Annotated in this window: 18 protein-coding genes; 9 read left to right on the top strand and 9 right to left on the bottom strand. The window is 60.5% G+C overall.

What is annotated here, in order from left to right; translation table 11 throughout:
* Nucleotides 1-58: 58 nt before the first annotated feature.
* From HDE75_RS10405 to HDE75_RS10390, 4 genes are read right to left on the bottom strand one after another with little or no spacing between them, the layout of a single operon-like run.
* A complete protein-coding gene (locus tag HDE75_RS10405; RefSeq protein WP_183677911.1) occupies nt 59-568 on the bottom strand; it encodes a hypothetical protein in 510 nt (169 codons plus the stop codon).
* Complete coding sequence (locus HDE75_RS10400) at nt 565-783, bottom strand: DUF7661 family protein (protein ID WP_183677912.1); 219 nt, start codon at nt 781-783, stop codon at nt 565-567. Before HDE75_RS10400 ends, HDE75_RS10405 begins: the two co-directional genes overlap by 4 nt.
* The gene (locus HDE75_RS10395; RefSeq protein WP_260173937.1) at nt 780-1,685 is read right to left on the bottom strand and encodes an alpha/beta hydrolase; all 906 of its coding nucleotides are present in this window, start codon (nt 1,683-1,685) and stop codon (nt 780-782) included. Before HDE75_RS10395 ends, HDE75_RS10400 begins: the two co-directional genes overlap by 4 nt.
* A gap of 54 nt (nt 1,686-1,739) precedes the next feature.
* The gene (locus tag HDE75_RS10390; RefSeq protein ID WP_183677913.1) at nt 1,740-2,927 is read right to left on the bottom strand and encodes an FAD-dependent oxidoreductase; all 1,188 of its coding nucleotides are present in this window, start codon (nt 2,925-2,927) and stop codon (nt 1,740-1,742) included.
* 102 nt (nt 2,928-3,029) lie between these two features.
* Here HDE75_RS10390 and HDE75_RS10385 point away from each other — a divergent pair, with 102 nt between their 5' ends.
* A complete protein-coding gene (locus HDE75_RS10385; RefSeq protein WP_183677914.1) occupies nt 3,030-3,953 on the top strand; it encodes a LysR family transcriptional regulator in 924 nt (307 codons plus the stop codon).
* Between the two features lie 81 nt (nt 3,954-4,034).
* On the top strand, nt 4,035-7,244 hold the full coding sequence (locus tag HDE75_RS10380) for a PAS domain-containing protein (protein ID WP_311735098.1): 3,210 nt from the start codon (nt 4,035-4,037) through the stop codon (nt 7,242-7,244).
* Here HDE75_RS10380 and HDE75_RS10375 read toward each other — a convergent pair.
* From HDE75_RS10375 to HDE75_RS10355, 5 genes are all read right to left on the bottom strand, one after another.
* Nucleotides 7,241-8,383 (bottom strand): PAS domain-containing protein, encoded by a 1,143-nt coding sequence (locus tag HDE75_RS10375; RefSeq protein WP_183677915.1) that lies wholly within the window; start codon nt 8,381-8,383, stop codon nt 7,241-7,243. The two genes, HDE75_RS10380 and HDE75_RS10375, sit on opposite strands and share 4 nt — an antisense overlap.
* Before the next feature lie 7 nt (nt 8,384-8,390).
* Complete coding sequence (locus tag HDE75_RS10370) at nt 8,391-9,581, bottom strand: hybrid sensor histidine kinase/response regulator (protein WP_183677916.1); 1,191 nt, start codon at nt 9,579-9,581, stop codon at nt 8,391-8,393.
* The gene (locus tag HDE75_RS10365) at nt 9,571-10,434 is read right to left on the bottom strand and encodes a CheR family methyltransferase (RefSeq protein ID WP_183678165.1); all 864 of its coding nucleotides are present in this window, start codon (nt 10,432-10,434) and stop codon (nt 9,571-9,573) included. The genes HDE75_RS10370 and HDE75_RS10365 overlap by 11 nt, the downstream gene beginning before the upstream one ends.
* Nucleotides 10,435-10,442: 8 nt before the next feature.
* Nucleotides 10,443-13,925, bottom strand: coding sequence for a response regulator (locus HDE75_RS10360; protein ID WP_183677917.1), 3,483 nt, complete (start codon nt 13,923-13,925; stop codon nt 10,443-10,445).
* Between the two features lie 264 nt (nt 13,926-14,189).
* Entirely contained in the window at nt 14,190-15,536 is a 1,347-nt protein-coding gene (locus HDE75_RS10355) for an MFS transporter (RefSeq protein WP_183677918.1), read from the bottom strand.
* A 220-nt stretch (nt 15,537-15,756) separates the two neighbouring features.
* Here HDE75_RS10355 and cyoA point away from each other — a divergent pair, with 220 nt between their 5' ends.
* The 7 genes from cyoA (at nt 15,757) to HDE75_RS10320 (ending at nt 22,543) form a co-directional block, all read left to right on the top strand.
* Entirely contained in the window at nt 15,757-16,740 is a 984-nt protein-coding gene (gene cyoA / locus HDE75_RS10350) for a ubiquinol oxidase subunit II (RefSeq protein WP_260173934.1), read from the top strand.
* Nucleotides 16,741-16,830: 90 nt separating this feature from the next.
* Nucleotides 16,831-18,834 carry a cytochrome o ubiquinol oxidase subunit I gene (gene cyoB / locus HDE75_RS10345; RefSeq protein WP_183677919.1) on the top strand — a complete coding sequence of 668 codons (2,004 nt, stop codon included), beginning with the start codon at nt 16,831-16,833 and terminating at the stop codon, nt 18,832-18,834.
* The gene (gene cyoC / locus HDE75_RS10340) at nt 18,827-19,462 is read left to right on the top strand and encodes a cytochrome o ubiquinol oxidase subunit III (RefSeq protein WP_183677920.1); all 636 of its coding nucleotides are present in this window, start codon (nt 18,827-18,829) and stop codon (nt 19,460-19,462) included. Before cyoB ends, cyoC begins: the two co-directional genes overlap by 8 nt.
* Nucleotides 19,459-19,860 carry a cytochrome o ubiquinol oxidase subunit IV gene (gene cyoD, locus HDE75_RS10335; RefSeq protein WP_183677921.1) on the top strand — a complete coding sequence of 134 codons (402 nt, stop codon included), beginning with the start codon at nt 19,459-19,461 and terminating at the stop codon, nt 19,858-19,860. The genes cyoC and cyoD overlap by 4 nt, the downstream gene beginning before the upstream one ends.
* On the top strand, nt 19,857-20,675 hold the full coding sequence (locus tag HDE75_RS10330; RefSeq protein WP_183677922.1) for an SURF1 family protein: 819 nt from the start codon (nt 19,857-19,859) through the stop codon (nt 20,673-20,675). Before cyoD ends, HDE75_RS10330 begins: the two co-directional genes overlap by 4 nt.
* Nucleotides 20,665-22,014 (top strand): ATP-binding protein, encoded by a 1,350-nt coding sequence (locus HDE75_RS10325; protein WP_183678169.1) that lies wholly within the window; start codon nt 20,665-20,667, stop codon nt 22,012-22,014. Before HDE75_RS10330 ends, HDE75_RS10325 begins: the two co-directional genes overlap by 11 nt.
* Nucleotides 22,007-22,543 carry a response regulator transcription factor gene (locus HDE75_RS10320; protein ID WP_183677923.1) on the top strand — a complete coding sequence of 179 codons (537 nt, stop codon included), beginning with the start codon at nt 22,007-22,009 and terminating at the stop codon, nt 22,541-22,543. Before HDE75_RS10325 ends, HDE75_RS10320 begins: the two co-directional genes overlap by 8 nt.
* Nucleotides 22,544-22,675 lie beyond the last annotated feature (132 nt).

The raw sequence follows: 22,675 nt of genomic DNA, 5'->3' as shown, positions 1-22,675 counted from the left end.
GGGCGGAGCTGGGGAGTAACTTCTGGCTATTCTTAGTCCCGCTGGGTATAGATACTAATCAGTCATCGTCACGATCGGCATCGCGCTCCCTGCAACTCAGTGAGGCATAGTGTGCCTTGGGAAACCTGGCCTGGATGGCGACGTCGCGCAGTGCATGGTTGAGATCGACCGGATCTAGCAAGGTGCAGTGATTGGCCTTGGCGAAGGCTGCCAGGTTTTTTGTGCTGCTGTTCACTTTCACCGTGACGCCAACGCCGGGACTGACGCAGCAGCCTATATATTGCGTGATGTATTCCTCTTCGATCAGCACCAGTTCATGGCCCAGGAAGCTGGCACCCTTGGCCACCAGATAGTAATCGGTGTAGTCAAAGCGCTGGTTCGGCCTCCTGCCGACCAGGCCAGCTTGTTTATAGGCCTGGATTGCCTTGCCGGAATAGCCGCTGCGCTCGTTCGTGCCTGGTTTGAGTTGCAGTGCGTGGATCAGGCTGTCTTCCAGTTGCTGTGCATTCCCGGCATGCGCCAGGGTGGAAGCGGCGGCCAGCAGCATGAAGGCGATGGCCCGCTTCATGATAATTGTTTTGCCGAATGATTGCGCGGTGTGGCGTCTTCATGGAACAGGTCGGCCAGGTATTCGCACAGTTCCTCTTCCGCCAAGTTGCCGGGTATGACAAAGTCGGCGGGGCGGCGCTTGCCTTCGGCGCCGAAATAAAACGCAGACCATGCGCCGGGAGCGCCGCGCACGGAAATCAATGCACCGAAGATATTGAATTTCAGTTCCTTCATGGGCGAATCTCCCCGGCCTCCATACCCAGCATCTGGCGGATCACCGGCAAGATCATCTTCCACGCATTCGAGGTAGCGGCGATTTCATCGTAATGGCTGGCGCCAGGCAGGATCAGCACTTCCGCCTGGTCGCCAGCCAGTGTGGCTTTGGCCGCATAGTCGTGCGCGACCCTCGGCGGGGAGATGGTGTCCAGTTCCCCGGTGGCTAGCACGGTGCGGCTGCCGTTGGGCATCAGCTCGGCCGCGTTGGTGTCGCTGTAGATGTCCGGCCGCTCGCTGCTGGCGCTGCCCGCCAGTTGCACCATCTCGCGCTCGCAACTAGTCTTGATCAAGTCTTTTTCATGGCGCAGGTCGGCCAGGCCACCCAGGCTGATGATGTTATTGACGGGCAGGAAGTTGTCGCGATACAGCGGGCTGGTCTTCGGCAGTTTTGTCCGGCCGGCGATCCATTGCACCAGTTGCCCACCGGCCGAATGGCCCATGGCCACGATACGGCTGGTATCGAGCTGATATTGCGTCGCATGGCTTTGCAGGCTGTCGAGCGCTGCATGCATATCCTGGTAGGTGCCGGGATAACCGCCGCCCGCTTCATCGACGCGGCGATACTCCACATTCCACACGGCAATGCCTTGCGCAGCCAGCGCGCCTGCCACATTGTGCATTTGCCTGATGCCGCCGAACGCCACCGTCCAGCAGCCGCCATGCACCAGCACCACCACCGGGAACGGCCCCGCGCCAGTGGGGCGGAACAATTGCGCATATTGCGAGGGCGCCGCGCCATACGGGATTTGCACCGTCGGTTCGGGGCCATGCAAGGCCAGATAGTCATCGAGACTCATGGGCGCGGCGACGGCGCCGTGGATGGAAGCGAGCAGGGCGGTGGCGATCAGGGAATGCTGCATGGGCGTATTCATGTTGTCTGGAAGTAATAACAACACTGTAGCACAGGCTTATAGCTATGAAGAGAGCGGCAATCCACTGCCCCAGCCGCGCGCCATATCGGCCATGATTTGCCGTGCATCGGCCTGGCGCGCCTGTTCGTCGCGTTGCCGACAGGCGTGTTCGTCCGTGTTGAACAAGGCTTGCGCCACGGCGCGCGCCTGCAAGGTGATCTGGCTTGTCTTGGTTTGCCGGCGGGCCGTGAACGCAGGCAAGGCCGTCTCCAGGTCACTTCCTTGCAGACACTGTTGCAGGCACTGCGCCAGGTGATACGCGTCTTCCAGCGCCTGGCAGGCGCCCTGGCCTGAAGTAGGCAGGGCGGCGTGGGCGGCGTCGCCTACCAGCAAGACGTTGCCCCGGTGCCAGCGCTCGATGGGATCGTGGTCGTAAATAGCGATCTGGCGGATGGCTTGTGGCTGGCTATGCTTTATGACCCTGCGCACGGGATCGGGCCAGTCGTGGAACAGATCAAGCAGATGGGTTTGCAGATTGGGCGGCGCCGACTCCGGTAGAAGCGGCGCCGTTTGCGCGCCCGCCCAGTAAAACGCGTGCGGAGATACAGGCACGATACCGAACCGCAATCCCTGGCCCAGGTAATCGTGGATGGCCATCGCATCGAACAGGGGCGGCTGATCGGCAGGCATCTGTGTCATACCCACCCAGTTAAGAAACCCCTGATAACGCGGTGAAGCTGCACCATCGAGCACAAACTGCCGCGCGCTTGAGTTCATGCGGCCTTCGGCGCCCAGGATCAGGTCTGCCTGCAGCACCTGGCCGTCAGACAAGTGCACCCGTGCTTGCTGGTCCGCACCGTGAGACACCGAGACCACTGGCCTGCCATATTGCACCTCCACCCCCAGCTCTTGCAGCTTGCCCAGCAAAATGGCTTGCAGGTCGCGCCGCAAGATCGCATGGCTGGCCTGGCCCATGGCACGGTCGAGCTGGCCGATATCGAGCGCGCTCAGTAATTCGCCGTGACGATCCAGCCGGCGCATCTGCACCGGTGTACCAGCTTTGGCAGCCACCGCGTCCAGCAAACCCATCTGCTCCAGCACCCAACTGGCATTCGGCCACAGCACTACGCCGCCACCCATGGTGTCTGGCGCCTGCTGGCGCTCCAGTACGGTAATCCGGTGGCCCTGGCGCTGCAAGGTCAAGGCGCAAGCGGCGCCCGCGATGCCGGCGCCCAATATCAAAATATGCATGTTTACTCCCAGTTGATCAAGGACAGGCATGGTAGATCAGCATTGCAATTGGCGGAATGGGTGATAATTGGCATGCATCTTTGCAATATCGGGATAATCTGGATGAATAACACCATCGATCTGAATCACTTACGCTATTTCCTGGCGGTCGTGGACGCAGGCAGTTTTGCCGCTGCGGCGCGGACCATGGGCTTGCCCACTTCAAACATCAGCCGCCATATCGCCCAGCTGGAAGCGGATATGGGATCGCGGCTGCTGGAGCGGACCACGCGGCAATTGCGCATGACGGGGCAGGGAAGGCTGCTGCACGCGCGGGCGCGGCCGCTGATGGACGATTTGTTGTTGCTGGAAGCCGAGTTGCAGGACCAGCACGCTACCTTGCGCGGTGTATTGAAGCTCAGCCTGCCTGGAGAGTTCGGCACGCGGCGAATCGGTCCTCTGGTCGCCGAGTTTGCGGCCCAGCATCCTTTGCTGGAGATCGAATGCCAGACCACGATGACGGGCAGCGAACCGGTGCGCGACGACGTGGACCTGGCGATCGTGTTCCAGCGCGGCTTGCCACCCGACAGCTCATTGATCCAGCAGACTTTATTGTCCTTTCCCAGCATTGTGGTGGGCTCGCCGTCACTAGTCGAACGGCACGGCATGCCACAGACGGTGAGCCAGCTGACAAGCTTGCCCTGTATTACCACGCGGGCTGCCTTGCACGGCAAGGCCTGGCAATTTCGCGCTGCCGATGGCCGGCCACTGCACACGGACGTGCAGGCCCGTTACCGGGTCGATAGCGGCGAGATGGCGGGCAGCGCGGCGCTGGCAGGGATAGGTTATGCACTGCTGGCCCGCGCTGCCTGCGAGGCTGACTTGGAGAAAGGCAATCTGGTGCATGTCAAACTCGATCTTGAAGCGATGCCGCTTGACGTGGTGGCTTGTTATCCCAGCCATCGCCACCTGGCGGCCAAGACGCGCGCCTTGCTGGCGCTGCTGCAACAACGTTTGCCAGAGACGCTGAAGATGGCGGCCAGATAGAAAACGCTGTTATGCTTTTCTGTCTTGATAGGCTTGCACCATGGTATATTCCGGGCATCAGTGACATAGCTTATCGATAAGGTGCACGCAAACAACATCATCCAACTGCTGGACGCCGAACATGGCGCCTTGGGAAGCATCGCTGCAGGCGCCAGTCTGGCGCATGTGCTGGAACAACTGTTGCTGGCGCTGCAAGGCCAGTCCGAGGAAACCATGCACGGCTGCGTTGTCACGATCGACGAGGCTGACCGCATCAGTGGTTTGTCCGCTCCCAGCCTGCCGCACGAGCTTTGCCATAGCCTGCAGCAAGATACGCCGCCATCGCCGCTGTCGCCATTCGGCGTGGCGGCATTTTCCGGTGCGCCCGTGTATTGCGGCGACATTGCGCGCGAGCAAAACTGGAGCCTGGGCCGCAAGCAAGCGTTGTTGCACGGCTATCGCGCCTGCTGGGTTGCCCCCGTGTTCAGCGCCAAGGGCCACATCCTCGGTGTGCTGGGCCTGCTGTTCCAGGCGCCTGGCCATCCTACGCAAGACGAGACTGAGCTGCTGCTGGTGGCCGCGCGCATCATGGCCCATGTGATCGAACGCAGCGAGCTGGAAGCGACCTTGCACGCCAGCCGCGAACATTTCCAGTACGCCATCGAACTCAATGCCCAGGTACTGTGGACGGCGGATCAGGCGGGCCAGCTCGATTACGTGGCCCAGCGCTGGCGTGAATGGACGGGAAACCCAGGCCTGGGCGATGACTGGCGCGATGCCGTGCACCCGGAAGACCTGGCGCGCACCGAAGCGGCCTGGGGCGAGGCGGTGGCCAGTGGCCAGCCCTGCGACGTGGAATTGCGCGTGCAGCGGCGCGGCGGGCGCTACCGCTGGGTAAGGGCGCGCGCCTATTGCCGGCGCGACGAGTCTGGCCAGCCCATGAAATGGTATGGCTCTACCGAAGACATCGACGATCACTGGCATGCGCGCCACGCCTTGCTCGACCGGGAAGCCCAGTTCCGCTCGCTGGCCTCGGCCATGCCCAACCAGGCCTGGCTGGCCTGCAGCCAGGGCAACACTTACTGGGTCAACGAGCGCGTCTGCGAATACACGGGATTGTCGCTGCAAGCGCTGGTGGAGGGCGGTTTGCGCGAATGCGTGCATCCCGACGACCGCCAGGCTTCCAAAGATAGCTGGCGGCAGGCCGTGGCCCAGGCCAGCGCCTATGAAAATGAATTCCGCATGCGCGGTGCCAGCGACGGCAGCTACCGCTGGTTCCTGGCGCGCGCCATGCCGCTGTTCGATGAGCAAGGCTTGGTCCTGCGCTGGGTCGGCACCAACACGGACGTGCAGGAACAAAAGAATTTGCTGGAAAAGATGGCCTATCTGAATTCCTCGCTGGAAGAGGAAATGGCCAACCGCACGGCCGACCGGGACCGCATGTGGCGCTTGTCGACCGACATCATGCTGGTGGCCGATATGCGCGGCAAGATTATCGCAGTCAATCCTGCCTGGACCAATATACTGGAGCGGCCTGAAATCGAGTCGCTAGGCATGGATTTCATTAGCCTGGTGCATCCCGAAGACCGCAGCGCGGCGCTCGACGACCTGGCGCGCATGGCCCGCTGCGGCGCCACCTTGCGCATGGAAAACCGCTACCGGCGCCGCGATGGCAGCTATCGCTGGATCTCCTGGACGGCGGTGCCCGCGCAAGAGCTGGTGCATGCGATAGGGCGCGACGTGACCGATGAGCGTGACGCCCGGCTGGCGCTGGTGCGCAGCGAGCAAGCCTTGCTGCAGGCGCAAAAGCTGGAATCGATCGGCAAGCTGACGGGCGGCGTGGCCCATGATTTCAATAACGTGCTGCAAATTATTTCGGGCAATCTGCAACTGCTGAAACTGACTTTGGCCGACAACTCGCAGGCGGCGCAGCGCCTGGCGTCGGCTGCTGCGGCTGTCGAGCGGGGCGCCAAGCTGTCGTCGCAATTGCTGGCCTTTGCGCGCCGCCAGCCTTTGCGCCCGCTGGTGACCGACCTGGGACGCTTGCTGCGCCGCATGCATGAATTGATACGGCGCGCCCTGGGCGAGCAAATTGCCGAAGAAACGTTTATCAGCGATGGACTATGGCATACGCTGGTCGACCCGAACCAGATGGAAAACGTGCTGCTCAACATGGCGATCAATGCGCGCGACGCGATGGAAGACGGCGGCCGGATCACTTTTGCCTTGAGCAATGTGACCCTGGATGCCGCCTATGCCCGTCTGCATGCCGATGTGTTGCCCGGCCAGTATGTCTTGCTGAGTATTACCGATACGGGCCATGGCATGGACCGTGACGTGATCGACCAGATTTTCGAGCCGTTCTTTACCACCAAGAAAGAGGGCGATGGCACGGGTCTGGGGTTGAGCATGGCCTATGGTTTCATACGCCAGAGCGCTGGCCACATCAAGGTAGACAGCGCGCCCGGCGCTGGCACCACCTTCAAGATTTACCTGCCGCGCTCGCTGGAGCGCCTGGCCGAACCGCCGCCTGGCCTGGCCGGGCCCGTGCTGGGCGGCGGCGAAACCATTTTGGTGGTGGAAGATGACGCCGCCGTGCGCAACACGGTAGTCGACATGCTGCGCGGACTTGGCTATGAAGTGCTGCATGCGGGTGATGGCGCGACCGCTCTGACGATCTTGCGCGGCGGCGTCAGCGTCGACCTGCTGTTTACCGATGTGGTGATGCCCGGCCCCGTGGGCAGTACCGAACTGGCGCGCCAGGCCCGGCAGCTACTGCCTGAACTGGCCGTCTTGTTTACTTCGGGCTACACGCACAACGTCATCATGCAGGATGGCCGCCTGGCGCCCAGCGTAGAGCTGCTGAGCAAACCCTACCGGCGTGAAGACCTGGCGCGCACCGTGCGCCATCTGCTGGCCGACCGCCGCCTGCCTGGCGCGCCTGATCCGTCGGGCCGGCGCGTGCTGCTGGTGGAAGACAATGACGATGCCCGCGTGATGAGCACGGAAATGCTCAATATCCTCGGCCATACGGTGCACGGCGTGCGTAGCGCAGAGGAAGCCTTGCCACTGCTGGCCTTGCCGGGACTCGATATCCTGGTGACCGACATCAGCCTGCCCGGCATGTCCGGCGCCGAGCTGGCCCGCCATGCGCGCGCCGGCTGGCCCCACCTGGACGTGGTGTTCGCCTCAGGCCACGACTGGGGCGCCAGCCTGGCGCAGGACCAGCGCGCCCATTTCCTGCAAAAGCCCTACGGCCTGGACGAACTGGCAACCGCGCTCAAGCGCAAAAGTGTGGTGCCGGCAAGCTAACAGTCTGTTCGGCGGGACAGTAACTGTGCCGCCAGTGTGGCCGCTCGTTCGACCGCCGCCTGGCAACTGGCCAGCTGCAGCGCCGCTTGTTCATTGTTAGCCACGCTGGTCTGCAGCAGTTGCAGCTTGCCAGCAATAGTCTGCAGCACGTCGTTGAAGTCGTGGGCCAGGCTGCTGGTTGGCGCAGGTGGGACCGCGAGGCGGTGGTGCGCTGCCAGTTCTTCAGCGTTTTTCTTTTCCACGCTGATGTCGCGTGCGCTGCAATACACCTTGTTTCCCTCGGGCACGGCTACCCACGATAGCCAGCGCCATCCACCCAGTTTGTGGCGGTAGCGGTTTTCAAAGCGCAATGCCGGCTGGCCCTGTTTGGCCGCTGCCCAGCCGGTCCGGGTACGTTCCAGGTCGTCGGGATGCAGTAGGTCCAGGAAGCGCGTGCTGCGGATTTCTTCTTCGCTCCAGCCCAGGGTGGCTTGCCAGGCGGGATTCGAGTGTTCGAAATAGCCCTCCAGGTTGAGCACGCCCAGCAGGTCGGGGCTGACTTTCCAGGTGCGGCCGAATGCGCGTGCACGCTCGGCCACCAGGCGTTCCATGTCGCTGCGCAAGGTGCGCAATTGTTCTTCAGCCTGGGCCCGCACGATGGTCGACCAGATGCGCTCCGACACGTGTACGGCCAGTTCGATATCGTCGGCGTGCCACAGGCGTACCGAACGGCTGTGTATCACGAACAGTGCGGCCAGCCGGCTGTCCCTGATGATGGGCACGTGCAGCAAGGCCTGGATCGACAGGCGGGCGAAGGTGGCCAGCGTGGCTGGCGCGGCCGTGCGCGGATCATGGCTGACGTCGCTGACGGCAACCGGACAGGCTGCCAGCCACTCATCGAGCAATTGTGCACGCAGCTCGTCGCCCAGTATATATTCACCCACGGCGCCGAACTTCTGGTTGTCGCTCCAGGCATGCAGCAAGGCTGGGGCCGGCAGTTTCTGGTCGACGTCAAAACACATAACTTGCTGGGCGCCCAGGCGCTGGCCCAGCATCTGCGTCAACAGGCAGACAATATCGTCTGTGCCCTGCAACTGGCGTACGCGGCGTTCCAGTTGCAGCAAAAAAGCTCCGCCGGCTGGTTTATTCATCGCAGTCATGACGGCCTCAGCTTCCCGCCAGCGGCAAGGTGACGCTGAACAGGGCACCATGGCCGGGCTGGCTTTGCAGGGTGATGGCGCCGCCGTGGGCGTCGACCAGCTGTTTGGTGATGAACAGTCCCAGGCCAAGGCCGCCGCTGCGGTCATGCTGCACCACGCGCTCGAAGGCGTCGAAGATGCGTTCCTGGTCCTTGCCGCTGATGCCAATGCCATGGTCGCGCACCTCGATCACGGCGCTGTTTTGGGTGGCGGCCAGGCTGATTTCCACCGGTTGACCTTCGCCGTAGCGCAAGGCATTGCTGATCAGGTTGACGACGATCTGTTCGACGCGGAAGGCGTCCCAGTAGCCGCTGACCTGCTCCAGCGCCTGCACTGCCAGGGTGCTGCCGGTCGACGCCGCATACGGTGACAGATCGTCGGCCAGGCGCCGCACCAGGCTGCTCAGGTCGACCGGCTCGCGGCGTATCGACAGCTTGCCGCTGCTGATGCGCGACACGTCGAGCATGTCGTCGATCAGGCGCACCATGCTGCGGATCTGGCGCCCGTCGCGCTCGACCATCTTTTGCAGCTTGTCTGGCGCGAACGCGGCCAGGTTGTCGCGCTCCAGATTGAGCGTGCGCATCTGCGTCTCCAGGAACAGGGTATTCAAGGGCGTGCGCAATTCGTGCGCCACCATCGACATGAATTCGTCGCGCATGCGTAGCGAGCGCTGCAGTTCAGCCTGGGTGGTGCGCAATTCCTGCAGCAGCGCTTCCTGCTGCCGGCGGCTTTCTTCGAGCGCCAAGACCTGGCGCCGCGTTTCCATGCGCTGCTGGTGCAAGGCCACGAAGACGTTGACCTTGCTTTGCACGGCATTGATGTCGAGCGGCTTGTGCAGGAAATCGACGGCGCCGCTTTCATAACCCTGGAAGGAAAAATTCATTTCCTTGCCGGCCGCCGTGACGAAGACGATGGGAATATGGCGGGTTTTTTCGGTGCCGCGCATCAATTGCGCCAGCTCGAAACCATCCATCTCCGGCATTTGTACGTCGAGGATGGCCAGCGCGAAATCATGTTCCAGCAGCAAGGCCAGCGCTTCTTCGCCCGACGACGCTTGATAGATGCTGCGGTCGTGTTCGCGGATCAGGGCGTTCAGCGCGCGCAGGTTTTCAGGCAGATCGTCGACGATCAATAATTTGGTGCTGCTGTCATGTGTCATGGTGTACTCCTGATGCGTGTTTCCTGGCGCGCTTGCGGTACAGCTTTTCTGCTTCCGGCAGCGGCTCGAAATCGTCGGCAACACTGGAAAAATTCGGTACTTCGCGGCTTCCCAGTCCCAGGAAACCCCGGTGGCACAGCGATTCGTGGAACAGGCCCAGTGCCCGGTCTTGCAAGGTTTTGTTAAAGTAGATCAAGACGTTACGGCAACAGACCAATTGCGTTTCCGCGAAAACGCTGTCCGTCGCCAGACTGTGATCGGCGTAATTGATGTGTTCCAGCAGGCGGGCGTCGAAACGCACCGTTGCATGCGCTACCGTGTAATAGTCTTCCAGCCGGCCCGTGCCGCCTGCCGCCAGGTAATCGGCACTGGCCTGTTCCATGCGCAATATGGAGTACACGCCTGTTGCTGCTTTTTCCAGCGCTTGCGGATTGATATCGGTGGCGTAGATCAGGCTGCGCGCCAGCAAGCCTTCTTCGTGCAGCACAATGGCCAGCGACAGCGCTTCCTCGCCCGTGCAGCAGCCGGCCACCCAGATCCTGGGTGAGGGGTAAGTCTTGAGCACCGGTACTACTTGCTGGCGCAAGGCCAGGAAAAAGCCGGGGTCGCGGAACATTTGCGTCACTGGCACGGTCAAAATCTGCAGCAGCTGGCCAAAGGCAACCGCGTCGTCCAGCACGATACGCTGCAGCGCTGACAGGCTGTTGCACTGGAAACGCTCCAGTGCGTGATTCAGTCGGCGCCGCTGCGATGGCAGGGAGTAGTCGCGAAAGTCGTAGCTATAGCGCTGGTACAGCGCTTCCATCAACGCTTGCAGTTGCGCATCTGTATAGGGTACTACCGAGGCATGCATCGTTTGCGTCACATGCGTTCCATCTTTGGCATCCACACGCGCAGCAGCGAATACAGGCGGTCGAGGTCGATAGGCTTGGCCAGATAATCGGAAGCGCCTGCCTGCAGGCATTCTTCCTGGTCATTTTTCATGGCCTTGGCCGTGATGGCGATGATGGGCAGCTTGTTGAAACGGCCGTCCGCGCGGATCTGGCGCGTCGCTTCCAGGCCATCCATGCCGGGCATCATCACGTCCATCAGCACCAGGTCGATATCGTCCACGCTATTGAGCTTGCTGATGGCTTCGAAGCCATTGCGGCCGATTTCCACCAGCACGCCTTTTTGCTCCAGCGCATTGGTCAAGGCAAAGATGTTGCGTACATCGTCGTCAACCAGCAAGATCTTGCGCCCTTCGAACACGCGTTCGCGGCTGCGCACCTGTTGCAGCATGCCCTGGCGCTCGCTCGACAGTTCCGATTCCACCTTGTGCAGGAACAAGGTCACTTCGTCGAGCAGGCGTTCAGGCGAACGGGCGCCCTTGATGATGATCGAGCGTGAATACTTCATCAGGTCCGCTTCTTCTTCGCGGCTCAGGTTGCGTCCCGTGTAGACGATGACGGGCGGGAAGGAACACAATTCCTCGTGTTCCATGCGTTCCAGTAACTCGTTGCCCTGGATATCGGGCAGTTTCAAGTCGATGATCATGCAGTCGAAGGTCTGGGTTTTCAGCAGGGCCAGGGCTTCTTCGCCCAGCGCCACGGCGGTGATTTCGACGTCATCGTCGCTGATCAGGCGCACCACGCTTTCGCGCTGGCGTTCATCGTCTTCCACCAGCAAGATGCGTTTCATCTTTTGCGTGAATTTCGCTTCCAGCTTGAGGAAGACTTCCTTCAACTGGTCGCGCGTGCGCGGCTTTGTTGCGTAGCCGATGGCGCCCAGTTGCATGGCCGCTTGTACCTGGTCGTTGCCGGACACGATGTGCACGGGAATATGGCGGGTCAGCGGGTTTTCCTTGAGCATCTGCAACACCAGCAAGCCCGGACGATCGGGTAAGCCGATATCAAGCAAGATGGCGTCGGGCAAAAATTCCAGCGCCAGGCGCAAGCCTTCGTCGGCGCCGTGCGCCACCAGGCAGCGGTAGTGCATCTCATGCGCCAGGTCGAACAGGATGCCGGCAAACGCCGGTTCATCCTCGATCACCAGCACCGAGCGCTGGCCGGTCTTGGGGGTGATCGCCTGGTCGCGGTCATCCTTGAAGGTGGGTAAAGGTACGGCCCTGGCAGGTAGCGCTACAGCGGCAGGTGCAGTGGCCGTTGCGGCAGGCTCGATGGCTGGCGCGCTGACGGAGGCTGGGCGCCGTGGCACTGCTGCTTGCCAGGCCAGCGGCAAGATCAAACTGAACGTGCTGCCCTGGCCAGGCGTGCTGGCCAGTTCGATGCTGCCGCCCAGCAACGCTGCCAGGTCGCGTGAAATCGACAGGCCCAGGCCGGTGCCGCCATAGCGGCGGCTGGTCGTGCCGTCCGCCTGGTGGAAGGCGTCAAAGATGCGTTGCTGCTGGTCGTCGGCGATGCCGATGCCGGAATCTTGCACCTGGAAGCGCGCATTGCCGGCTTCATCGACGCCGGCGTGCAGGGTTACCGTGCCGGCATCGGTGAATTTGATGGCGTTCGACAGCAGGTTCTTGAGGATTTGTTCCAGGCGCTGGCGGTCGGTGACCAAGGCTGGCGGCGCATCGGGCGCCACTTGCACTACGAATTCCAGGTGCTTTTGCTGCGCTTGCGGGCCGAACATCATCTTCATGCTGCTTAATAATTCCTCGAAAGGCACGGATTCCGGCACCAGTTCCAGCTTGCCGGCCTCGACCTTGGAAATGTCGAGGATGTCGTTGATCAGGGTCAGCAAGTCGTTGCCGGCTGAATAAATGGTTTGCGCGAACGTGACTTGTTCGGGCGTCAGGTTGCCGTTGCTATTGTCGGCAAGCAATTTCGACAGGATCAGGGAGCTATTGAGCGGGGTGCGTAGCTCGTGCGACATATTGGCCAGGAATTCAGACTTGTAGCGGCTGGCTTTTTGCAATTCCTCGGCGCGCGCTTCGAGTTGGGTATGCGCTTCACCGATGGCCATGTTCTTCTGGTCCAGCGCCAGCGCTTGTACGGCGAGTTGCTCGTTGGAATGTTCCAGCGCGGCTTTTTGCGCTTCCAGGTGCGCTTGCGACTGTTCCAGCACGCGCGACTGTTCACCGAGTTCTTCGTTGGCAGTGCGCAATTCCTCCTGCTGCACTTCCAGCTCTTCATTCAGTTGCTGTGTTTCTTCCAGCACATTTTGCAGGCGCTGGCGATACTGGGCCGCTTCTACCGAGGTGCCCACATTGGCGGCGATCAGGCGCAGCAATTCCAGATCGCGCTGGCCGACGGCGTGCGTAAAGGCCAGCTCGATCACGCCATTCACCGTGCCTTCATTGTCCACCGGCAACAGCACCAGTTCCAGCGGCGCGCCATGGCCGATACTGGAATTGACGGTCAGATAGTTGCCAGGCACCTGGCGGATATGCTTGAGGCGTTTTTCGCGTGCCGTTTCACCGACCAGTCCTTCGCCCAGCTTGAAGACTTGCTTTTCACGCGCACCTTGCTCGGTGAAACCATATACGGCCGTACGGCGCAGGCTGCCATCGTCATCGATCACATAAAAGGTGGCGACGGCCACGTCCAGCCGCCTGGACAGGAAATCGAGTATTTGCCGTCCCAGCTGCGGCAGGGCAAGCTGGCCCCGCGTGTGTTCCGCCAGTTCGGTCTGCCCCGTGCGCAGCCATGCCTGTTCCTGCAGCACTTCATTATCCTTGCCGCGCTGCTCCAGCGCCCCATTGTAGATGGAAGACAAGTGCAGCAGTTCGCGTCGTCCCAGGTAGGCCAGCAGACCCGACAAGCCCAGGCTCAGGAAAAGAAACACCAGTACGGTGAGCGCGGTGCCATTTTCGGCCTGGTCGCTGCGTTCCTGGCGCAAGCGCTGTTCCATGGTGATGAAGTTGAGAAATTCGCGGCGGATTTCATCGAACTCCAGCTTGCCTTCGCCCTGGCGCACGCGGGCCAGGAATTCCTGGTTGTTGCGGCGCTGCGCGATCACGCTTTCCGCGTAGTCCATCCACTGGCCCTGCAAGGCGCGGATGCGGCGCAGCCGGTCGATCTGTATCGGGCTGTCGGCCACCAGTTCCAGCAGGGTCGACATTTCGACGGCAATCTTGGCCTTGCCCGATTTATAGGGCGCCAGGAAGGCTTCATCGCCTGTCAGCAAATAGCCGCGCATGCCCGTTTCCAGGTCGACCGACAGTTTCATGACTTCATTGGCATTGCCGATCACCCTTTCCGAATGCTCCACAGAGCGTAAGGAGGACAAGAGGTAGGCGATCAGGCCAACAAAGACCAGCGCCGTCACCACGCCCACGATCAGGGGCAGGGTGACGTTGCGGGCCAGGATGCGGCGGAAACTGAAGGTATCGATAGGCGTCTTGGTATTCATCGGGTCCGGGGTGGATAAGCGGTGGGAAGGATTTTAACTGATGTGCAATGTTTTTCATGCACGGGAGCGCACCAGGCGTGAGCATGCCTGGATGGTTATCATTGATGTCACAAAAGCTGTCGTTTCCTCATCATTCATGAGGCATCCAGAGCATGCACTGCCATGATCGTTTGATGTCCTTGCGATTGGGCAGATGAAAAAAGCGCCGGACAGTGAACTGTCCGGCGCTTTTTATCGGTTTAGCGCTGACTGTATATCTATACGTCAGTCGCGTATCTCCAGCGCCCGGTTCAGGCTCAATGCCGCCAGCGAAGCGACGGCGCCCGACAGCAGATAGAAGCTGACGTAGGCCAGGCCGAAGTTGGCCGACAGTCCCAGCGCCACCAGCGGGGCGAAGCCGGCGCCGACCAGCCAGGCCAGGTCGGACGTCAATGCGGCGCCCGTGTAGCGGAAGCGGGCAGGGAAGTTGGCTGTCACGGCGCCGGCGGCCTGGCCGTAGGACAAGCCAAGCAGGCTGAAGCCAACCAGGATGAAGACGTCCTGGCCGGTATTGCCGCCGCCCATCAGGGTTGGCACGAAGGCGCTGAAGATGGCGATCAGCACGGCCAGCACTCCCAAGGTGGTGCGGCGGCCGAAGCGGTCCGCCAGCAAGCCCGACAGGACGATGCCGATGGCGGCCAGTACGGCGCCCAGCATCTGGACTTTCAGGAAGTCGGGCGCTGAACGCGTCTGGTAGACGGAAATCCACGACAGCGGGAACACGGTGACCAGGTGGAACAGGGCGTAGCTGGCCAGTGCGGCGAGGGCGCCGATCAGCACGTTGCGGCCCTGGCCACGGCTCATCTCGAACACGCTGACGGGCTGCAATTCGCGTTCGTCCAGCAGGCGCGCATATTCATTGGTCGACACCAGGCGCAGCCGCGCAAACAGGGCGACCACGTTGATGGCGAAGGCGACATAGAAAGGATAGCGCCAGCCCCAGTCAAGGAATTCATCGTCAGACAGGGTGACCAGCATATAGAAGAACAGGCCGCCAGCGAGCAAAAAGCCGACCGGTGCGCCCAGCTGGCCCAGCATGGCGTACCAGCCGCGCTTGTTGGCTGGCGCGTTCAGTGCCAGCAAGGACGGCAAGCCATCCCAGGAACCACCGAGCGCCACGCCCTGGCCGATACGCAGCACGGATAGCCAGATGATGGCGGCGAAGCCGAGATGGGCGTAGGTGGGCAGGAAGGCGATGCCGGCGGTCGACACGCCCAGCAGGAACAGGGCGATGGTCAGTTTGGCGCTGCGGCCCATGCGGCGCTGGATCTCCATGAAGATCACGGTGCCGAACGGGCGGGCGATGAAAGCAAAGGAAAAGATCAAAAAGGCGTATAAAGTGCCCTCGAGCCGCTCTTCAAACGGGAAGAAGACGCGCGGAAACACCAGCACCGAGGCGATGGCGTAGACAAAGAAGTCAAAGTATTCGGAAGCGCGGCCGATGATGACTCCGACGGCAATTTCGCCGGGGTCGATGTGCGACTCTTCGGTGCCGGCCCCGCGTGCGTCGCGCAGGGAATGTGGGGAAAAATCGGCAGGAACGTCCCCGTTGTGTGTGCGCGTGCTGGACATGATGATCGTCTCCAATATAGTTTCGAGTTCGGCCAACGCGTTTGCTCACTACCCCGGGGGTCTCACGCCCGGAGGTGGACTATTCATGCGGTAGTGGCTGAAAAGCTAGCTATTGCCGAGTAAAAGTCCGAGCCAGGGGGTGGACAAAACGTCCAATTGCCAACGCGCTCCAGTGAGAATACAGTAACATATCTTCATCCCCTGTACTGGATTTTCCTGTATGTTTTCATTAAAAGTTCGTCACGGACTGGCTTTGTTACCCCTGACTCTGTTGGCTGGTTGCAATACAGTGGTACTGAATCCGTCCGGTGACATTGCTATTCAGCAAGGCAATCTGATTGTTATATCGACATTGCTGATGCTGTTGATTATCGTTCCGGTCATCGCCCTGACCCTGCTCTTCGCATGGCGCTACCGTAAAAACAACACCGCGGCCAAATATGAGCCGGACTGGGACCACTCGACTCGCCTCGAGCTGATCATATGGGGCGCGCCCCTGCTGATCATCATCGTGCTGGGCCTGCTGACCTGGATCAGCACCCACACCCTCGATCCCTACCGTCCATTGAGCCGTATCGACGCCAACCGCCCGATTCCGGCCAGCACCAAGCCGATGATCGTGGAAGTCGTGGCACTGGACTGGAAATGGCTGTTCATTTACCCTGAGCAAGGTATCGCGACGGTCAATGAGCTGTATGCGCCGATCGACCGTCCTATCCGCTTCAAGATCACCGCTTCGTCCGTCATGAATTCGTTCTTCATTCCAGCACTGGCAGGTCAGATCTACGCCATGCCGGGCATGGAAACGAAGCTCAATGCCGTGATGAACAAGACTGGCGTGTATGACGGTTTCTCCTCGAACTACAGCGGCGCCGGCTTCTCGGGCATGCGCTTCAAGTTCCATGGCGTGAGCGACGCGGACTTTGATAAATGGGTAGAAACGGCACGTGCCGGTGGCGGCGCGCTGAACCGCGACGATTACCTGGCATTGGAAAAGCCGAGCGAGCGTGAACCTGTGCGCCGCTACAGCAATGTGCCGACTGATTTGTACAAGGCTATCCTGAATCGCACCATCGTTTCGGACGCCCTGTGTGTTACGCCGGTCGAGCCTTACAAGGCGCCGGTGGCAAACAGCCCGGTAGCGGCCGTAACGGCAGTAGTCGCTAGCGATGCAGTCGTTGAAAAGGGCGTTCAAGCCAAGTAACAACTGCATGAATCAGGCAGCGCATGGTATTAGCGCTGCAGATACTGGCGCCGTTTGCCTGGCGCCTCCCTTTTTTCTCTGAGAGTAACAATGCTAGACCATATTGATCTGACGAAGCTTATATTCGGCCGTCTGACTTGGGATGCAATTCCATTTCACGAACCTATCCTGCTCGCGACCTTTGCCATGGTCGCAGTGGGCGGCGTCGCGCTGCTTGCAGCGCTGACGTATTTCCGCGTCTGGGGTACCCTGTGGCGCGACTGGATCACCAGTATCGACCATAAAAAAATCGGTATCATGTACATGATCCTGGGCCTGGTCATGCTGTTGCGCGGCTTTGCCGACGCGCTGATGATGCGTACCCAGCAGGCGATCGCCTTTGGCGACAACCCTGGCTTCCTGCCACCACACCACTACGACCAGATCTTCACCGCCCACGGCGTGATCATGATCTTCTTCGTGGCGATGCCGTTCGTGACGGGTCTGATGAACTATGTCGTGCCGATGCAAATCGGTGCCCGCGACGTGGCCTTCCCATTCCTGAACAACTTCAGCTTCTGGATGACGACCTTCGGCGCCGTGCTGGTGATGGCTTCGCTGTTCGTCGGTGAATTCGCCCGTACCGGCTGGCTGGCGTATCCACCATTGTCTGGCATCGCTGCCAGCCCGGATGTGGGGGTAGACTATTACATATGGTCCTTGCAGATTGCCGGGGTCGGGACGCTATTATCTGGCGTCAACCTGATCGCTACCATCGTCAAGTTCCGCGCGCCTGGCATGACCTGGATGAAAATGCCAGTGTTCACCTGGACCGCCCTGTGCACCAACATCCTGATCGTTGCTGCTTTCCCAGTGCTGACCGCTGTTCTGGCCATGCTGTCGCTGGACCGTATCGCTGGCTTTAACTTCTTCACCACCGAACTGGGCGGCAACGCCATGATGTACGTCAACCTGATCTGGATCTGGGGCCACCCAGAGGTCTACATCCTGATCTTGCCACTGTTCGGCGTGTTCTCGGAAGTCGTTGCCACCTTCAGCAGCAAACGCCTGTTCGGCTATGCTTCGATGGTGTACGCCACCTGCGTCATCATGATCCTGTCCTACCTGGTATGGCTGCATCACTTCTTCACCATGGGTTCGGGCGCCAGCGTCAATTCCTTCTTTGGTATCACCACCATGATTATCTCGATCCCGACGGGCGCGAAGATCTTCAACTGGCTGTTTACCATGTACCGCGGCCGTATCCGCTTCGAACTGCCTATGCTGTGGACGATCGGCTTCATGGTCACCTTCACCATCGGCGGCATGACCGGCGTGCTGCTGGCGGTACCACCTGCCGACTTCGTGCTGCACAACAGCCTGTTCCTGATCGCCCACTTCCATAACGTGATTATCGGTGGCGTGGTGTTCGGTGTGTTCGCTGCGATCAACTACTGGTTCCCGAAAGCATTCGGCTTCAAGCTGAACGTGTTCTGGGGCAAATGCTCGTTCTGGTTCTGGTTCGTCGGCTTCTACCTGGCCTTCATGCCGCTGTACGTGCTGGGTCTGATGGGCGTAACCCGCCGCATGAACCACTTTGAAGATCCATCGCTGCAAGTGTGGACCATCATCGCCTGGTTTGGCGCTGTCTCGATTGCTCTGGGTATCGGTTCGATGCTGGTGCAGTTCTATGTCAGCTTCCGCAACCGCGAAGCACTGCGCGATGTGACCGGCGACCCATGGGGCGGCCGTACGCTGGAATGGTCGACTTCGTCGCCACCGCCAGACTACAACTTCGCCTTCACGCCGCAAGTGCACGAACTCGATGCATGGACAGACATGAAAAAACACGGTTACCAGCGTCCTACGTCCGGTTTCACGAAGATTCACATGCCTAAGAACACCTGGGCTGGTTTCGTGATCGCCGCACTGAGCGCCGTGGTTGGTTTTGGTTTGATCTGGCAAATGTGGCTCGTCGCCGGTCTCGGCTTCGTGGTCATGATGGCTGCCATCATCATCCATACCTTTAACTACAATCGCGATTTCTATATTTCGGCGGAAGAAGTTACCCGTACCGAAGACGCTTACACTAAATTGCTGAGCAGCCATGTCTGATACCATCGCCCATAACACCGGCGCCGCTGGCGCCACACCATCGCGCAGCTACTTTGTGCGCGAGCACCACCCGGAAAACGGCAGCTTGCTGGGTTTCTGGCTTTACCTGATGAGCGATTGCCTGATCTTCGCCTGCCTGTTTGCCGTCTATGCAGTATTGGGCCGCAACTACGCAGACGGTCCGACCGGCGCTGCACTGTTCGACCTGCCGCTGGTGGCCGTCAACACGGCCATGCTGCTGCTGTCGTCGATCACCTACGGCTTCGCCATGCTGGCCATGCAGCGCAAGAAACTGGGCAGCACCCTGGTATGGCTGGCCATCACCGGCCTGTTCGGCCTGGCCTTCCTGTCGCTGGAACTGTATGAGTTCCATCACCTGATCCACGAAGGCGCAGGCCCGCAACGCAGCGCGTTCCTGTCTTCGTTCTTCGCGCTGGTTGCCACCCACGGCTTGCACGTGACGTTCGGTATCGTCTGGCTCGTGACGTTGATGTTCCAGTTGAAGAAACATGGCCTGACACCTGAAAATGGTCGTCGCATGATGTGCCTGTCGCTGTTCTGGCACTTCCTGGACGTGATCTGGATCGGCGTATTTACCTTTGTTTACCTGATGGGAGTCCTGCCATGAGCGAGCACCACACACACGGCGATCATGGCCACCATGACAGCCACCACCATGACAACCACGATCATGGCAGCCTGAAAAGCTACAGCATCGGTTTCATCCTCTCGGTGATCCTGACGGCAATTCCTTTCTGGCTGGTGATGAACAAGGTCATCACCGATTCGGGCACCATGGGTCTGGTCCTGCTGGCGTTTGCAGCAGTGCAAGTGGTGGTACACATGGTGTACTTCCTGCACATGAACGCCAAGTCGGAAGGCGGCTGGAACATGATGGCACTGGTCTTCACCATCATGGTGGTGGTCATTGCCATGGCTGGTTCGCTGTGGGTCATGTACCACATGAACCACAACATGATGCCTAGCATGATGCCTGACGCCATGCACATGCAATCGGCTCCATGATGAGTCAACCGCGCCCAGGCAGTATCGGGCGCGCCCCTGGCGCTGCATCGCAAGATGCCGCGCCAGGCCCACGCGGCACAGTCATGCGTTATGTATGGCTGTTGCTGGCGGGGATCTTGTTTGCCGGTTTCTGTGCCCTGGGCACCTGGCAAGTCAAGCGCCTGCAATGGAAGCTTGACCTGATCGCGCGCGTCGACCAACGCGTACATGCGCCCGCAACGGACGCACCTGGACCTGCAGCATGGGCCAGCATTACGCAGCAAACGGATGAATACCGCCATGTGCGGCTGTCCGGTACCTATCTCCCCATATTCAATACCCTGGTGCAAGCCACCACGGAACTCGGCAGCGGCTATTGGCTGATGACGCCATTGCGCCTGCAAGACGGCAGCACCGTGCTGATCAACCGCGGTTTCGTGCCCAAGCGTGACGGCATCGCCGCCAGCACACCGGCCGGCATCGTTACCGTCACGGGCTTGCTGCGCCTGAGCGAGACGGGCGGCGGCTTTTTGCGTGAAAACAATCCTGCCACGCAACACTGGTATTCGCGCGACGTGGCGGCGATTGCCAACTCGAATATGCTGACCAAGGTGGCGCCATATTTTGTCGATGCCGAAAAAAATCAGGAAACGGCAGCCGATGCACCCGTCGGTGGCCTGACCGTGATTTCCTTCCATAACAGCCATCTGGTGTACGCCTTCACCTGGTATGCGCTGGCCCTGATGGTGGCCGGCATCAGCTGGTGGCTGCTGCGTGAAGACCGCAAGCGCCGTGCCCGTGCGGCGGAAGCGCAAACTGCACAGCATGGCGGCTAAGGTGGAAATACTGCCTAACCGCGCCGTGCTGGAACGCGGTGCGGTGGCGGCCGAGATGGAACATCCGGCCGGCCACCAAAACATGAAGCTGCTGATCCAGTTGCGCTGGCTGGCCGTGATCGGCCAGATCAGCACGATTTTTGGCGTCGGCGTGGGCCTCGGGATCGCCTTGCCCGTGCCCTATATGTTGGAAGTGCTGTCTTGCCTGATCGCCTTCAACCTGGCCAGCCTGTTGCGCTGGCACGAACGTCAGCCCGTGTCGAACACGGCGCTGTTCCTGGCCTTGCTGGTCGATGTGACCGTGCTGACGGCCCAGCTCTACCTGAGCGGCGGCATCAGCAACCCGTTTGCCTTCCTGTATTTATTGCAAGTCATCCTCAGCGCCGTGCTGCTGGAAGTGTGGTCGACCTGGATCATGGTGGCCATCACCGGCCTGTGCCTGGCCGGCCTGGCCTTGCTGCCGGGGCCACCGCTAATCCTGCCCATCGATCCCGAGCGCGGTTTTTCCAGCCTGTATGTGCAGGGCTTGCTGATCTGCTTTATCCTGAACGCGGCCTTGCTGGTGATGTTTATCACGCGCATCAACCGTAACCAGCGCGCCGGCGATGCCAAGGTGGCCGATTTGCGCCAGCGCGCGGCTGAAGAAGAACATATCATCCGCATGGGGCTGCTGGCCTCGGGCGCGGCGCACGAACTGGGCACGCCGCTGGCCACCTTGTCCGTGATCCTGGGCGACTGGCGCCGCATGCCGGAGCTGAGCAAGAATGGCGAGTTGCTGGAAGAAATCACCGAAATGCAGGCGCAGTTGCAACGCTGCAAGAGCATCGTCAGCGGCATTTTGCTGTCGGCCGGCGAGGCGCGCGGTGAATCTTCCGTGAAAACCACCATCAATACCTTTTTGGGTGACCTGGTGGATGAGTGGCGCGGCAGCCGCCCGATACATGATTTTGAATACGATAACCGCATCGAGCACGATGTGCCCGTGGTGTTTGATTCGACCCTGAAACAAACCATTTGCAATGTGCTCGATAATGCTTTGGAAGCGTCGCCGGACTGGCTGCGCTTCGAAGCCACGCGCGAACAGGATGCCTTGCATCTGGTCGTCACCGACGCCGGCCCCGGTTTCGAGCCTTCGATGCTGAACCATCTGGGCAAACCGTACCAGTCCAGCAAGGGCAAGCCTGGCGGCGGACTGGGCCTGTTCCTGGTGGTCAACGTGGCGCGCACCCTGGGCGGCACGGTAACGGCGCGCAACCGCGTGCAGGGCGGGGCGGTGGTCCACCTGACCTTGCCGCTGGCGGCCATCAAACTGGATATAGAAAACAAGAACGATGACTGACGAGCGTTTATTACTGATCGTGGAAGACGATGCGGCGTTTGCGCGCACCCTGGCCCGCTCGTTCGAGCGGCGCGGCTACGCCGTGATCCACGCCACCAATTATGATGAAGCCAGTACCTTGCTGGAACACCACAAGCCCGATTATGCGGTGGTCGACCTCAAGCTCAACGGCAACACGTCTGGCCTGGCCTGCGTGCAGATGCTGCACCAGCGCAACGAGGACATGCTGATCGTGGTGCTGACCGGCTACGCCAGTATCGGCACGGCGGTGGAGGCGATCAAGCTGGGCGCTTGCCAATACCTGGCCAAACCGTCCAACACAGACGATATCGAAGCGGCCTTCGGCCATGTGGCCGGCAGCGCCGAGATCGAACTGACCAGTCGCGCCACCAACATCAAGACCCTGGAATGGGAACGCATCCACGAAATGCTGGCCGAAACCGATTTCAATATTTCCGAAACCGCCCGCCGCCTGGGCATGCACCGGCGCACTTTGGCGAGGAAGCTGGAGAAGCAGAGGGTGAAGTAAGCGGGCTATTCTGCTAACGCAGACTAAGGCAGGCACAATAGCTTGTCTGCGGCGGGTATGATTTGACAACCCTGAAAATGCAGCAAGCAGTCTATCTCGACGCTCTTGCTCTTCGGGAGGAACATTTTCCCA

Source organism: Janthinobacterium silvisoli (assembly GCF_014200725.1).
Classification (GTDB): domain Bacteria; phylum Pseudomonadota; class Gammaproteobacteria; order Burkholderiales; family Burkholderiaceae_D; genus Janthinobacterium.
Note: the sequence above shows the minus strand (reverse complement) of the source record. Positions and strands in the feature narration are given on the sequence as shown.